Consider the following 14,796-nt stretch of genomic DNA (forward strand, 5'->3'; position numbering starts at 1 on the left):
CCCAGTTTATTTGTAAAAATAATCTTTAATGGTTACGTCTAACCGAAATCCAAGCAAGTGCGGCTAAAGCTTCTTTATAAGGACCATCAGCTAACACATCGAGCGCATCTACCGCCATTTGAGCATGTTGCTCAGCTTTTTGGCGGGTATAAGCCAGCGAGCGGTTACCTCGAATAATCGCTTGCACTTGATTTAAATGCTGTAACCCATCACCCTCTTTAATGACTTGTTCTAGCAGCGCTTTTTCTTCAGGTGTACCATGTGCTAACGCATGGATCAGAGGTAAAGTAGGTTTACCTTCCGCTAAATCATCGCCAATATTTTTACCTAATTCGTCGGCATCTCCGGCATAATCTAACCAATCGTCCATTAATTGAAATGCCGTGCCTAAATAACGGCCATAATCAGCCATTGCTTGCTCTACTTTGGCTTCTTCTTTATTTAAAACCGCGGCCAACTGGGTGGCTGCTTCGAATAACTTTGCCGTTTTACAATAAATCACATCCATATAGTTTTTTTCTGAAGTTTCTGGATCATTGCAGTTCATTAACTGCATCACTTCACCTTCAGCAATTACATTGGTTGCATTTGACAAAATTTGCATCACTCGCATTTGGTCTAAAGAAACCATCATCTGAAATGAACGAGTGTACAAAAAATCGCCAACCAACACAGACGCCGAGTTGCCAAACAAAGCATTGGCAGTGTCGCGTCCACGCCTTTTATCTGATTCATCCACTACATCATCATGCAATAAAGTGGCTGTGTGGATAAATTCAATTATTGCAGCGAGTGTTAAAGAAGGTTCGATATCTCCTTTTAAAGCACGAGTGGCTAACAAAGTAATAAGCGGGCGGATACGTTTACCACCACTATTAACAATGTAAAAGCCGAGTTGCTGAATCAATGAAACATCACTTTCTAACTGCTGTGCGATGACTTGATTAACGGCCAGCATATCCTGACTCGTTAGTGTCTTGATTTCTTCGAGCTGCATCTACTGTATATAAAATTTATTGGCTGATTAAATAGAGCGCACAGTGTACACAATTTTGTGAAAAAATACCCAAAATCATCGACTAAATTTAATTGCGATACCCGAAAGCATAAAAAAGAGGGTTTTGGTGTAAATTTAACCTTGCGATTAAAGCAAGCTTGTCGTAGAATTCGCGCCCTGTTTTGAAGATAAGTACGTTTGCTTAGTCAAACGTGAAAAGATAAGAGAGCGGAGTATATTATGTACGCGGTTTTCCAAAGTGGTGGTAAACAACACCGTGTAACTGAAGGCCAGACCGTTCGCCTTGAGAAATTAGAGCTTGAAGCTGGTGCTTCTTTAGAGTTCGATAACGTTTTGTTAGTTTCAAACGGCGAAGATATTAAAATTGGCGCACCTTATGTTGAGGGCGGCAAGGTTACGGCTGAAGTAGTCGGCCATGGTCGTGGTGACAAAGTTAAAATTGTTAAGTTTAGACGACGTAAGCATTCTCGCAAACAAGCGGGTCACCGTCAGTGGTACACTGAAGTAAAAATCACTGGCATTAATGCTTAATAGAGGAGACTGAATCAATGGCACACAAGAAGGCAGCAGGTAGTACCCGAAACGGTCGCGACTCAGAAAGTAAACGCCTTGGCGTTAAGCGCTACGGTGGCGAATCTGTATTAGCGGGCAATATTCTTGTTCGTCAGCGCGGAACTCGTTTCCACGCAGGTGACAATGTAGGTGTTGGTCGTGACCACACTTTATTTGCTTTATCTGACGGTAAAGTAAAATTTGAAGTGAAAGGTAAAAACAACCGTAAGTTTATTAGCATCGACGCTGCTTAATAAACCCTGCAAAAATGTTTTTATAAAAACCCCGCTTAGGCGGGGTTTTTTGTTTTTAATTTTTAAAAGATATATCCTAATAACCTATTCGACAATCACGCCAGAGGTAAACCATGAATTTTGTTGATGAAGTAAAAATCAAAGTCGACGCAGGTGACGGCGGTAATGGCTGCGTAAGTTTTCGCCGTGAAAAATACGTCCCCAATGGTGGTCCTGATGGTGGCGATGGGGGCGATGGGGGTGACGTTTATCTGATTGCAGATGAAGGTTTAAACACCCTGATAGATTATCGCTTTGAACGTTTTCATGCTGCTGAACGAGGCGAAAACGGCAAAAGTAAAAATTGTACTGGTCGCCGTGGGCAAGACAAATATTTAAAAGTGCCAGTGGGTACCCGAGCAACAGATGCCGACACCGGTGAAGTTTTAGGTGAAGTGCTGAAACATGAACAAACACTTATGGTGGCCAAAGGTGGTTTTCATGGGCTTGGCAATACTCGATTTAAAAGTAGTGTAAACCGAGCACCTCGGCAAAAAACTGACGGTACCCCAGGTGAAGTACGTGAATTAAATTTAGAATTAATGTTATTAGCCGATGTCGGTTTATTGGGCATGCCAAATGCCGGAAAATCCACCTTCATTAGTGCGGTTTCTGCCGCTAAACCCAAAATAGCCAACTACCCTTTTACCACCTTAGTCCCTAACTTAGGTGTTGTTCGTCAAGGCGCAGGCAATAGCTTTGTTGTTGCTGATATTCCAGGGTTAATAGAAGGTGCTGCAGAAGGGGCCGGTTTAGGTATCCGCTTTTTAAAACATCTAGAACGCTGTCGGGTATTATTACATGTTATTGATATTGAGCCGTTCGACGGTTCAGATCCGATTGAAGATGCGTTTACTATTTTATCTGAATTAGAAAAATATAGCCCAGAGTTAGCGCAAAAGCCTCGCTGGTTAGTCTTTAATAAAATTGACCTTATGTTAGAAGACGAAGCCGAAGAAAAAATGCAAAACATCATAGATGCACTCGACTGGCAAGGTCCTATCCATGCAATTTCGGCGGCTGAACGACTAAACTTAGATGATTTGGTGAATGAACTTGGCGAATGGTTGCTGGCCAACCCTAAACCTGATTTATCCGAAGAAGCCTCATTAGAACAAGTTGAATTTAAGTGGCAATCGTACCACGAGAGTGTACTTGAAGATGACAGCGAAGATTGGGATGATGATGATTGGGACGATGACGATGATGATGATGGTCCAGAAATTATTTATCAAAAATAGGTGGTTATGAAAATATCTATGATAGCAGCAATGACGCCTGCCGGCGTCATTGGCGGTGATAATAAACTGCTTTGGCATTTGCCAGCTGATTTACAGCACTTTAAACGCCTGACATTAGCAAAACCTATTATTATGGGGCGTAAAACGTTTGAATCTATTGGTCGTCCACTGCCTGGGCGTTTAAATATTGTTTTAAGTCGGCACCAAGGTGTTGTTCATCCTGACGTTAAAATGGCAAGTTCAGCGAATGAAGCTTTATCATTAGCTAAACAAACAACAAACGATGAAGTTATGATTATTGGTGGTGGTCATATCTACCAAACGTTTTTAGCCGACGCCGATACTTTATTTATTACGGAAGTCGATACTGACGTGAGCGGTGATACTTATTTCCCCACGATCGATGAACAGCACTGGCAATTGATCGATCAAAAAATTGGTCAAACTGATGAAAAAAATTCTCTAAAGCATGTTTTTAAAACCTATCAACGAAAACCAAAAGGCGCTTAATGCGCCTTTTTTTAACGATCACCCTATCCGCGTGTGAGATATATCTCACAAACTCAATAAGATTTTTGCGTTATCTTTTTTGAAGAAAATCACATTTTTTTTCTTATCTTTATGATCTAATTGGATATATTCTCAGTAAAAAACTGTGACAAAAAAATGACAAAAAATTATTTCAAACTCGTTGGTTTAATAACACAGTGAGATTGAATATCATTTACTCGTTGCTTAGGAACAAGGAAAGCACCCACATTCAGAGCGACATGGAAAAGAAACCATTCAAGGATTAAGGAAAAGGGTAAGGAAAACAGGAGTGAAACATCAGGATGATGTAATAAGGACATTTAGGGTAAAGGTAAGGACTTATAAGCTGGGATGCTGAAGGAAATTAGGATTATGGATTAAGGACAGCGACAAGAGAGGAACTCTCGCAGGAGCAATCAGGAAGAATTGGAATAAAAGGAATGCTGAGGACGGCGTAATAGGAAACCAGGAATACGGATTAGGGACAGCGACAAGAGAGGAACTCTCGCAGGAGCAATCAGGAAGAATTGGAATAAAAGGAATGCTGAGGACGGCGTAATAGGAAACCAGGAATACGGATTAGGGACAGCGACAAGAGAGGAACTCTCGCAGGAGCAATCAGGAAGAATTGGAATAAAAGGAATGCTGAGGACGGCGTAATAGGAAACTAGGAGTACGGATTAGGGACAGTGATAAGAGAGGAACTCTCGCAGGAGCAGTCAGGGAGAATTGGAATAAAAGGAATGCTGAGGACGGCGTAATAGGAAACTAGGAGTACGGATTAGGGACAGTGATTAGAGAGGAACTCTCGCAGGAGCAGTCAGGGAGATATGGATAGGGAGCGCATAGGATTGTAATATTGGACACAGGGTGGATCCCCAGCAGGAGCGCAAAATAGAACTATTAGATTAAGGAATCTTTTGTACTAAGGGACATGCGAGTGACATGGCAGGTCATCATCGGGATAAGATGATTCAGATTTATCGGGCGGCTTTATGCCGCCTTTTTTTATCGTGAAATTATTACTGTATTGTCATAATTTTCGGCTTTTCAAATGCTATAATCTTTTTATTTTGTAATCTAATTATGCAATTAAGCCGCGCCATCCGCGACAATCTAAAATTTTTAGTGATTGAAGTAAATGCCCAACTAAGTCACCTGCACACCTACTTAGATACTCGGGTAGAAACAATTGCACAACGGATCTTAAGTCGTAGCGGCTATTCCTATAATTTAATGTTGCGCATTCATAATGCAGCGACCCGCCAAATGAGTCCCGCTGATCCACAAATTACATTACAAATGAATGCCGTTTCTAGCATAGCCAGCGAACTAGAAAGGATCACCCAACTGGCTCGTGAATGTATTCAGCAAACGAGTTATATCGAATCTGAAAAATCAATTAATTTCTCTATCTACTTACCAATGATCGAAAAGATCATGAAAAGTACTCAAGTAATTGAAACTTCACTGTTTAATACCAACACAGAAAAAGCACTCAAGCTTGCAAAGACCGAACGTAAACTTGATAAATCTTATCAAAAGATTTTTACAAAAAGCATCAAGTCACTGAAAAAAAAGAAAAACATCCAAGATAAAGTGACAGGCCTATTCATTGCACACTACTTAGAGCAAATGGGCGATTGTTTATTAAATATCAGTGAAGCGATCATCTCAAGTAACATTGGCCAACCAATGGATCTTAACCGCTTTCAATCACTTAAAGAAACTTTACAAAGCTGGTCAAGCGAACAAAGCTTAGGACAGGTCGAAGTCTCTCAAATAGCAGAAACACGCTCAGGTAGCAGCATTTCTAGCGTCCGCTACCAAGACAAAAAAAACAACCAGCAACAAGCGATTTTTAAAGATGGTGAACTCAGTAAATTAAACGAAGAATTTGAAGGCGTAGAACGCTGGCATAAAACCTACCCAGGGATAGCACCACAAATTTTAACGTATCAAAAGTCAGGCGATAATGCTGCCCTGTTAATAGAGCACTTACCAGGGATAACCTTTGAACAAATTGTATTAAATGCACCAAAATCTCAAATGAACCGCTCTATTGAGCAACTTGCAAAAACACTCGCCGACATTTATAAAACAACCCGTCAAGAAAATACCATTACCGCAGGTTTTATTAGCCAGACGCGAAAACGGTTGCCAGATGTTTATGCGATTCATCCAGAGTTTCGCCAAAGCAGTGTGAACATTGGCGGCTTAAACCAGCCCAGTTTAGAAACCTTATTGATAGCCGCAGAAACAATCGAAACTGACTACCCTGCCCCCTTTTCGGTATTTATTCATGGTGATTTTAACCTCGACAATATTATTTATAACCCTGCGGTAAACCAAATCAGATTAATAGACTTACACCGCTCCTGTTATTCAGATTATGTGCAAGACATTAGTGTATTTATGGTTTCAAACTACCGCCTTCAGGTGTTAGATAAAAAAACACGCACTCGAATTCAAAATCAAGTACTGAATTTTTATAAGCAGATCCGTACAGTTGCTAAAGAACAAAAAGATACTACCTTCGAAATACGCCTCGCCCTAGGGTTGGCCCGTTCTTTTGTCACTTCGACCCGATTTATTATGGATAAAACGATGGCCCGCAACATGTTTTTGCGCGCCCAGTTTATTTTGGCCCAATTGGTCAAATACCAACATAAAGACTTATCAACCTTTAAACTGCCCATTGAGGAACTTTTTTGTGGTTAATTTAAAAATTGCCGTGATCGGTTTACCCGGAAAATGGTCTAGCGAAAAGCTAGCCGATGCAATCGAAGAAAAAACAGGCTTTCGACTGCTAATAGACATGGCCGATATCCGGTTCGACAGCGATACTCAATCACTTTGGCACCAAGAACAAAACCTCGCCGAGCTTGATGCTGTGATGGTAAAAAAAATAAGCCCAGAATATAACCCTCAAGTAATTGATCGTTTAGAGTTACTGCGTATTTTAGAAGTGCAAGGCGTCCGCGTATTTAGTCCTGCCGATAGCATCATTGGCCTAATAAACCGATTAAGCTGCACTATAACCTTATGTAAACAACAAATTCCTATGCCACCGACTCAGGTGACCGAATCTGTTGAGCAAGCAATAAAAATAGTAAAAGAATACCAAGAAGCTGTATTTAAACCGCTATTTTCGAGTAAAGCTCGCGGCATGTTCGTAGCCAAAGCCAGCACACCAGAAGCTGAGTTAAGAGCACAAATTAGTGAATTTAACGCAGAACATCGCAGTATGTATATCCAGAAAAAACTCGCCCTACCAGGGAAAGATTTAGGTTTAGTGTTTTTAGGCGGCGAATACCTTGGTACTTATGCCAGAGTGTCAGGTTCGGATACTTGGAATACAACCATTAATAGCGGTGGTAAATATGCCAGCTATCAACCAAGCGAAAAAATCATCGATATTGCCCAGCGTGCGCAAGCCGCATTTAATATGGACTTTACGACAGTTGATGTTGCCGAATCTGAACTTGGACCCGTGGTATTCGAAGTATCTGCATTTGGTGGCTTTAGAGGTGCACTAGAAGGCGCTGGCATAGATGCCGCCAGCCTGTACGTTGATTACGTTTTAAAAGAATTAAGGTCTGCGCAATGAACATAAAGCCAAATCAAATGCAATCAAAAAACATTAGCGAACAAATTAAAAACCACTTTAAACATCAGCAATGGTTTGAAACTGATTTTCAATTTTTAATGCTGCCAGTACGAATAATAAGCAATAATACTGTAGTGCTGCAAAGCTTAAAAAAGTACTTTAGCGAATATATATCGCCACGTGCCGACACACCGGTCACCCAGATTTATGTTTTTGAAGAAGAAGATAGTACTCCCCTACCTTACGATTGGCAGGATTGGGCACGCGAACCAGGAAAAACAGGGCGCAAAGATGCGTTTGTAGAATGCGAGCAAGGTCGAGTGATTTTAAAAGTGCGCACAGGAATGCAGTTTTTGCAAAGTCAGCAACACAAAATTGCATGGGGAGCGGTCGCCAACAATTTAAACCAAGTGATTAACTTTATAAATAACCAGTATATGAATCATTTACAAGCCGAAGATTGGTTAATCAGCCACGCCTCTGCTTGTTTACTGAATCAGCAGGCACTGGCGTTTGCAGGTTATTCAGGTGGCGGTAAATCCACCATAATGCTGCATTTAATGAATCAATACGGTGCTAAATTTATTAGTAACGACAGGCTTTTTATCAGTCCAGGTCAATCCGCCGTTAAAGTTGCTGGTATCCCTAAATTGCCAAGAGTGAATCCCGGTACTCTAATGAATAACCCAGCGCTGAGCAAAATGCTGGACACAGAGCAGCTAAATAAATATGCTGAGCTAGCAGAAACAGACTTATGGCAGCTAGAAGAAAAACACGATGTAAACATAAAAAATGTGTTTGGTGATAACAAAGTCGTATTGGAAGGCCCATTGGGTGCTTTATATATTTTAAATTGGTCGCATAAGAGCAAACAAGCAACACAAATAAATGCAATCAGTTTGCATCAAAAACCACACTTATTAAAAGCCGTAATGAAGAGTCCGGGTCCCTTTTATCAGGACAATTTGGGCGACTTTATTGACGATACGTTTACCCCGCAAGCAGAGGACTACCTTGCTCGGTTAGCAAATACCAAGGTGTATGAAGTAACAGGTAAAGCCGATTTTCAAGTGCTCAGTCGTTTCTGTGCACAGGAACTTTAACTGATGAGGTAGCCGCGATGCCAAAAAAATTAATTCTAATCTGCGAAGGCAAAAGCGATAAACAAACCCTAATTGGGTCAAGTAATAATGCAAAGCGCAAAGCAACGCGGCCACTAAGTGATAAAGGTAAACGTTTAGCACAACGGCTCGGAATTTGGTTATTGCGGCAAAATCTTATACTAGACGAGGTTTTGAGTTCAACTTCAGAACGCGCAATGACAAGCAGCGAAAAAATGCTTAAAGCAATGAACCTAGGTGCTAACCGGATTCGTAGCACACAAACTTTAGCTAACCTTCGCCCAAAACAACAGCTCAAAATGATTAAAGAGCTACCTGATTCGGCCAATAATGTCGCCGTAGTTGGTAATAAAAAACAGTTGAGTGCTTTATTAAAAACTTTGTCCAAAGCACCGCACGAGCCGCTAAAAGCCTCTTCCCTGATCGTTTTGTCTGGCCCTAAAAAATGGAAAAAAGCAGCGCCAAAGCGCTTTGAAACTTGCGCTCAAACCAATAAAAAATTACTGCCTAAAGGGTTTCCGTATCCCCACTTAAGTAGTCAAGAGACTCGTATACGGCCAGCCTATTATTACCAACAATCGGCCGTGTTACCTTACCGTATTAAAAAAGATCAAATTCAACTCTTGTTAATTACCTCAAGTAAAAACAACCACTGGGTGATACCTAAAGGCATTCACGAACCTGGTTTGAGTGCGCAAGAATCTGCCGCCAAAGAAGCATTTGAAGAAGCAGGCATCGAAGGCAAAGTAGAAGCCTGTTTATTAGGTCAATACGAGATCACTAAATGGCAAGGACAATGCACGGTTAAAGTGTATCCGATGCAAGTATTACATCAACTATCTAACGCCCGTTGGCCAGAATCCCACCGGCAGCGAAAATGGATGTCACTAGACGAAGCCAAAAGCTGTTTAAATAACCCTCAGCTCGAACCTATTATTGAGCAATTGCAGGAATATTTAAGGTCATGAACCAGCCAATCATTGCTTTTATTCGTCATGCGCATTATTTACAACAAGTCGACGCACCCAGTGCGTTTCAACCACACCCGTTAAGTGAACAAGGCTGGCAACAAGCCGTTCAATGTGCACAGCAAATCAGCGAATTTTGCTCTAAATATGCCGGTAGGCCTATTTATTTGCATTGTTCAAGCCTGTTAAGGGCTTGGCAAACGGCAGATGCCATTGCAACACAGCTTGATAACAAAAACATAAGCGTATGCGCCTTTAGACAAACCGAGCAGTTGTGCGAGCGCAGCGTAGGTGGTTTAGCCAATTTAACAGTCGCGGACATTGAGCAAATTTTACAACAAGATCCCAGAGTAAAAGACCTGCCTAAAGATTGGAAATCTGACAGTTATTTTTGTTTACCAGTGCCTGGCGCTGAATCTTTAATGCAAGCTGGGCAGCGAGTAGCTACGTATATACAATCCCAGATATCGAACGAACCTGTGAATAGCCTGCATTTATTTGTCGGTCACGGTGCATCAATCCGACATGCCGCCTATCAGCTCGGCATATTAAAATTTGAGCAAATAAAACAGTTAAGCATGCACTACGCACAGCCTGTTATATACCAAAAAACTGACGCAGGCTACCGAATAATGCTAGGTGAGTGGAAAGTACGTGCAAAGCACAGTCAATATAGAGATTAAGCCATGCAGTTAGAAAAACATTTAGAAAAAGTGCAAGATAAACTGCCTTTATCGCAATTACCCCTCACTTCACAAGCCTGGCTTGATGGTAAAAAATTTGCAATACGAAAACGCAAAGCGAACCACCATGTTAGTAAAAAAGCCGTTAAATCATTATTATCAGGTGCTCGGTGGCAATGGCCGAAACGTGAAATAATTTTTATCACCGACCTACATGCAGATGCCGACGCTTTGCGCCATTCCTTAGCCTTGTCTGGCGGTGTACGATTAACGGGTAAAAATAGCCAACAACTAGAATTAACTGAATTTGGCCAAAAAGCCCTGTTTGTATTTGGTGGCGACTTTTTTGACAAAGGCCCCAGTAACCTAGCGCTATTGGAAACTCTATATAAGCTGATTAAACTCGGTGCGAAAGTACGCTTGTTAGCGGGAAATCATGATATTAGAGTATTATTTGGCATGCGCTGCGTGGGGCAAACCGATGATCCCCGTAACGGTCACTTTTTTATTCGTATGGGCGCAAAAGCAGTGCCATTTTTGAAAGAAATTTATGACAAATATATCAGCTCTGCCGATTTGAAAAAAATCCCAGATAGCGATTATTGTCAAAGTCAACTCTACCCTAGCGAAGTTTGGTGGCAAAACTTTGCCGACCTAGCGGGTTGGGTCATGCCTAAAGTCGCAATTGAGCGCGAAGTAAAAAAAATCGAAAAAAAGACGGAACGCTTCGCGGCTGTTTGCGCCGATGCGGGTTTAGATATTCGCCAAGCCTATGCTGCTGCCATTAAGTGGCAAGCGTTATTTTTGCAACCTGATGGTGAGTTTAGTTGGTTTTTTAAACGTCTAAAACTTGCTTATAAAAGCGGCTCTTTTTTATACGTGCATGCTGGTTTAGATGACCGCATGGCTGCCATGCTTAACGAACATAGCATTAGCCACATTAACAAACAATTTCAAAGCGCGTTAAAAGCCAGTCCGTTCGAGTTTTATTATGGGCCTATTGCCAATACCATACGCACCAAATATAGGGTCGTTGATATGCCACTTACTCAAATTGGCACAGAGCACGCGCATAAAGCTGGTATTTATGCCATTATGCATGGCCACCGAAATTTGCATCACGGACAGAGAATTGCAGTGCGAAAAGGCTTATTGCATTTTGAATGTGATGTTACGCTCGATATCAATTCACGGCAAAAAGAAGGCCTAAAAGGCTTAGGTGCTGGCGTTACTCTGATCTCACCCAAACAATATATTGCCGGCATTAGTACCGATTATCCTAAAATTAAATTTTTTCAACCTGACAGGATCACCAATAATGGAAAACGATAACTTTCGCTACGAATCGATTTTTGACAAAGACGCTTTAGTCGAGCTGCTTGAAAATATTACCGAAGGCGTGCGTAGCGGAGCGTTAGAGTTAAGTGATCAAAATAAAAGCATTCAATTATCACCACAAGGTTTAATGCAATTTAGGGTCACTGCAGGGCAAGATGGTAGTCAGCATAAATTAAGCTTACGCGTGAGCTGGCAAGGTTCGGAAAAAAAATCAGGTGATGGTATTTTAAAAGTTAAAGCTGGAAAATAAAAATGGCGGTGAGGGAGGGATTTGAACCCTCGATACGCGATTAACGTATACACGAGTTCCAGTCGTGCGCTTTCAGCCGCTCAGCCACCTCACCGCTGATGAAAGCGGGCTGAATGATAGGCAAATCAGGCCGCTTTGGCAAGCTTTATCCCGAAAAATCAGGATTAAAGCGAGCGTTTGTTGGTTTTTTAGGCGTTCCCTTTAACTTTCATTTTTAGTTCGGCAGCAAAATTAAGCATGCGATCTAATGGAATTAAAGCTTTTTCACGCAATTGATCATCAACAAAAATTTCATGCGGTGACAAGTCGTCAGCAATTAACGCGTTTTCAATAGCCGCTAAGCCATTCATTGCCATCCAAGGGCAGTGTGCACAGCTACGACAAGTTGCCCCATTACCGCCTGTAGGTGCTTCAATAAAAGTTTTATGCGGGGTTAGCTGCTGCATTTTATAAAAGATGCCTTTGTCGGTTGCAACAATAAACATCTCATTGTCCATTTCTTGGCTCGCTTTAATGAGCTGACTGGTTGAGCCAACAGCATCAGCTAATTCAATCACCGAAGCTGGAGATTCTGGATGCACAAGCACAGCCGCTTGCGGATACATAGATTTCATCTCACGCAAATGTTTGGCTTTAAATTCATCATGCACAATACAAGCGCCATTCCATTTAAGCATTTCTGCACCAGTTTGCTGCTCGATATACGCACCCAAATGTTTATCTGGACCCCAGATAATTTTGTGCCCTTCGCTATCTAAATGATCAACAATTTCTAACGCAATAGATGAAGTCACGACCCAATCTGCGCGTGCTTTAACAGCTGCTGAAGTATTCGCATAAACCACAACAGTATGATCTGGGTGAGCATCACAAAAATCGCTAAACTCTTTTTCCGGGCAGCCCAGATCAAGTGAGCAAGTGGCTTCTAACGTGGGCATAAAAACCCGCTTTTCTGGGCTTAAAATTTTGGCCGTTTCGCCCATAAATTTAACGCCGGCAACGATTAAAGTTTTAGCTGGATGGTCACGACCAAAACGGGCCATTTCTAACGAGTCTGATACACAGCCACCCGTTTCTTCAGCTAATGCCTGTATTTCTGGATCCGTGTAATAATGGGCTACTAAAACTGCGTCTTTTTCTTCAAGCAGTTTTTTGATCCTGTTTTTATATGCCGACTTCTCTGCATCGGATAATGGAACAGGTTTTGCTGGGTACTCAAATTCGTAACCCGCATTCAACTCGATTTGTGACATAAGCCTAACGCCTCATCAGAGAAAGGTAGATAAATTTGCGGCGAATTATACGCTATCTCTTCACTAAAAGGTATCTTCAAGAAAGATAAAGCTTATCTGTTTTTGCCGCACAAATAAAATCGTTTAAATGTAAACCTTTTAAAGTATGTGTCCACCAACGCACAGTGACTTGGCCCCATTCTAAAACTATTTGAGGATGATGACCTTGTGCATCGGCCAATGCTGCCACCTTTTGCGTAAATTCAGCTGCGGCTGAATATTTTTTAAAACGAAACAATTTAACAATCGTTGGCATTTGCTGATTGCTGTCTAAATGCCAGCCCGGTAAGTCAGCTAGCGCTGTCTGTATCTCTTGTTCATTAGCCGCGGTGGCTTGACCATGGCAGGGTTGGCAATCTAACTCTGCTAATTTCATATTCACCTCCACTTGATCTAAAAGATTTACGACTTACAAGCGATCGATTTCTCGGCTAACTTTAAAGCTTTTTGACGTAACAATACGTTCAACCGATTGAATCCTCGCTTCTAGTTTATCAAAAGCTTTACTCAACGACGATAACGCTTGTTTAGGCGGCTCGCCTGCTTGCCAAGCATGAGACTTGATATCAAAGTGATAATCATCAGTTGACGTCGCCTCAAAGGTTCGGCCTTTACTGGCTCGATCTGACAGATCGTCACTGTCTAAAATCATCCAAGCAGCAATATAAACAAAAGCAATTAAACTGAATGAAAAAAACAAAGCCCCCACAGTCACCACACGGACCAACCAAGTTTCTAAACCAAAGTATTTTGCAATGCCCCCACAGACACCGGCAATGCGCCGGTTGTGCATGCTTCGCTTTAGGGTTTTAGGTCTTGAATTCATAATTTTTCTCTCCAATCTGGGCTTTCTAAATCCAGCAATTTTTCTAATACCGCAACGCGCTGAGACAAATGCTCAGCACGACCCGCGAGTTGTTTAAGTTGAGCGGCTTCTTCCTCGCTCAACCCTTGCTCAACAAGCCGCTTGCTGCGATAACTCAAAATCAACCAAATTGGCGCCACAAAGATCATAAATAAAACCAGTGGCGTCACAATTAACGCAATAATAGCCGTCATCGCTGGGCTCCCTATTGTTTAGTTTGCTGCTCATTCAGCTTTTTTTTAATTTCAGCCAGTTCATCGGCTAATTCGTCTTCGGCTTCTAATTCGGCAAAAGCACTTTTTAAATTTTGTTTTTCTATATCATAACTATCGGCGGTTGCATCCAGATCATCAATTTTACGCTCAAATGCATCAAATTTTTGCATCATATCAGATGTTCTGGTTGATTCTGTTTGGCGTTTTATTTTCACTCTATCTGATGCTGTTTTATGTTTAAGCAATAAAGCTTTTTGCCTCGCTTTTGCATCTTGCAGCTTTTCTTGAAGTTGATGGATCTCACCTTCAAGCTTTTCTAATCTAGCTTCAAGATCTTCAATCTCTTGTGATAATGCCGCCTGATTTTTTTTCACTTGATTGCGCTCTAATAAAGCAGCTTTGGCCAAATCTTCTCGACCTTTACTTACCGCTAGCTCAGCTTTTTGCTGCCAATCATGTGCTTGATCATTTAATCGTTGCAAACGGCGCAATAAGTCTTTTTTCTCCGCCATTACACTAGCAGAGCTAGAACGTACCTCGACTAGAGTATCTTCCATTTCTTGAATAATTAAACGCAGCATTTTTTCTGGATCTTCTGCTTTGTCTAATAACACATTAATGTTGGCGCTAACAATATCTGCAAATCTTGAAAAAACACCCATGGTTGTCACCTTTTTTTGTTGATTCATATTTAGTCGTAATTGTAACGACGGTTTTTTTGCCTGCATCGCATGGCACTTTATAAATATGGAATCAACAAACATGCCAAAACTATAACCTAATGTTTTTAAAGGAATTTATTAAAAACTAGCCACAAAC

At 41.4% G+C, this 14,796-nt stretch carries 17 protein-coding genes and 1 tRNA gene; 11 read left to right on the forward strand and 7 right to left on the reverse strand.

The features are described from left to right. Positions 1-25: 25 nt before the first annotated feature. The gene (gene ispB, locus C727_RS0113400; RefSeq protein ID WP_017446160.1) at positions 26-997 is read right to left on the reverse strand and encodes an octaprenyl diphosphate synthase; all 972 of its coding nucleotides are present in this window, start codon (positions 995-997) and stop codon (positions 26-28) included. Positions 998-1,237: 240 nt separating this feature from the next. Here ispB and rplU point away from each other — a divergent pair, with 240 nt between their 5' ends. The 11 genes from rplU to C727_RS0113455 all read left to right on the forward strand — a co-directional run bounded on the left by rplU (position 1,238) and on the right by C727_RS0113455 (position 11,605). After that, positions 1,238-1,549 (forward strand): 50S ribosomal protein L21, encoded by a 312-nt coding sequence (gene rplU, locus C727_RS0113405; protein ID WP_017446161.1) that lies wholly within the window; start codon positions 1,238-1,240, stop codon positions 1,547-1,549. Between the two features lie 17 nt (positions 1,550-1,566). Then, positions 1,567-1,824, forward strand: a complete 258-nt coding sequence (gene rpmA, locus C727_RS0113410) for a 50S ribosomal protein L27 (protein WP_017446162.1) — start codon at positions 1,567-1,569, stop codon at positions 1,822-1,824. A gap of 113 nt (positions 1,825-1,937) precedes the next feature. After that, the gene (gene cgtA, locus C727_RS0113415) at positions 1,938-3,104 is read left to right on the forward strand and encodes an Obg family GTPase CgtA (RefSeq protein WP_017446163.1); all 1,167 of its coding nucleotides are present in this window, start codon (positions 1,938-1,940) and stop codon (positions 3,102-3,104) included. 6 nt (positions 3,105-3,110) lie between these two features. Then, positions 3,111-3,614, forward strand: a complete 504-nt coding sequence (folA, locus tag C727_RS0113420; RefSeq protein ID WP_017446164.1) for a type 3 dihydrofolate reductase — start codon at positions 3,111-3,113, stop codon at positions 3,612-3,614. A 1,107-nt stretch (positions 3,615-4,721) separates the two neighbouring features. After that, complete coding sequence (locus C727_RS0113425) at positions 4,722-6,356, forward strand: PhoU domain-containing protein (protein WP_017446165.1); 1,635 nt, start codon at positions 4,722-4,724, stop codon at positions 6,354-6,356. Continuing rightward, positions 6,349-7,245: a GAK system ATP-grasp enzyme gene (locus C727_RS0113430; protein WP_017446166.1), complete on the forward strand. Its 897-nt coding sequence runs from the start codon at positions 6,349-6,351 to the stop codon at positions 7,243-7,245. The genes C727_RS0113425 and C727_RS0113430 overlap by 8 nt, the downstream gene beginning before the upstream one ends. Continuing rightward, positions 7,242-8,348 carry an HprK-related kinase B gene (locus C727_RS18580; RefSeq protein ID WP_017446167.1) on the forward strand — a complete coding sequence of 369 codons (1,107 nt, stop codon included), beginning with the start codon at positions 7,242-7,244 and terminating at the stop codon, positions 8,346-8,348. The genes C727_RS0113430 and C727_RS18580 overlap by 4 nt, the downstream gene beginning before the upstream one ends. Positions 8,349-8,365: 17 nt before the next feature. Continuing rightward, on the forward strand, positions 8,366-9,334 hold the full coding sequence (locus tag C727_RS19395) for an NUDIX domain-containing protein (protein ID WP_017446168.1): 969 nt from the start codon (positions 8,366-8,368) through the stop codon (positions 9,332-9,334). Then, entirely contained in the window at positions 9,331-10,017 is a 687-nt protein-coding gene (locus tag C727_RS0113445; RefSeq protein WP_017446169.1) for a histidine phosphatase family protein, read from the forward strand. The genes C727_RS19395 and C727_RS0113445 overlap by 4 nt, the downstream gene beginning before the upstream one ends. 3 nt (positions 10,018-10,020) lie before the next feature. Then, complete coding sequence (locus C727_RS0113450) at positions 10,021-11,349, forward strand: metallophosphoesterase (RefSeq protein WP_017446170.1); 1,329 nt, start codon at positions 10,021-10,023, stop codon at positions 11,347-11,349. Beyond that, positions 11,336-11,605, forward strand: a complete 270-nt coding sequence (locus C727_RS0113455; RefSeq protein WP_017446171.1) for an amphi-Trp domain-containing protein — start codon at positions 11,336-11,338, stop codon at positions 11,603-11,605. Before C727_RS0113450 ends, C727_RS0113455 begins: the two co-directional genes overlap by 14 nt. 3 nt (positions 11,606-11,608) lie before the next feature. Here the strand turns inward: C727_RS0113455 and C727_RS0113460 are convergent. From C727_RS0113460 to pspA, 6 genes are all read right to left on the reverse strand, one after another. Then, positions 11,609-11,699, reverse strand: a tRNA-Ser gene (locus C727_RS0113460). Positions 11,700-11,793: 94 nt separating this feature from the next. Next, positions 11,794-12,858 (reverse strand): quinolinate synthase NadA, encoded by a 1,065-nt coding sequence (gene nadA / locus C727_RS0113465; protein WP_017446172.1) that lies wholly within the window; start codon positions 12,856-12,858, stop codon positions 11,794-11,796. 76 nt (positions 12,859-12,934) lie between these two features. Next, positions 12,935-13,273, reverse strand: a complete 339-nt coding sequence (locus tag C727_RS0113470; protein WP_017446173.1) for a 4a-hydroxytetrahydrobiopterin dehydratase — start codon at positions 13,271-13,273, stop codon at positions 12,935-12,937. Positions 13,274-13,306: 33 nt separating this feature from the next. After that, positions 13,307-13,723, reverse strand: coding sequence for an envelope stress response membrane protein PspC (gene pspC / locus C727_RS0113475; RefSeq protein WP_017446174.1), 417 nt, complete (start codon positions 13,721-13,723; stop codon positions 13,307-13,309). Next, entirely contained in the window at positions 13,720-13,956 is a 237-nt protein-coding gene (gene pspB, locus C727_RS0113480) for an envelope stress response membrane protein PspB (protein ID WP_017446175.1), read from the reverse strand. The genes pspC and pspB overlap by 4 nt, the downstream gene beginning before the upstream one ends. 11 nt (positions 13,957-13,967) lie before the next feature. Beyond that, positions 13,968-14,639 (reverse strand): phage shock protein PspA, encoded by a 672-nt coding sequence (gene pspA, locus C727_RS0113485; RefSeq protein ID WP_026052722.1) that lies wholly within the window; start codon positions 14,637-14,639, stop codon positions 13,968-13,970. Positions 14,640-14,796: the final 157 nt, after the last annotated feature.

It is taken from the genome of Gayadomonas joobiniege G7 (genome assembly GCF_000300815.1).
Lineage (GTDB): Bacteria > Pseudomonadota > Gammaproteobacteria > Enterobacterales > Alteromonadaceae > Catenovulum > Catenovulum joobiniege.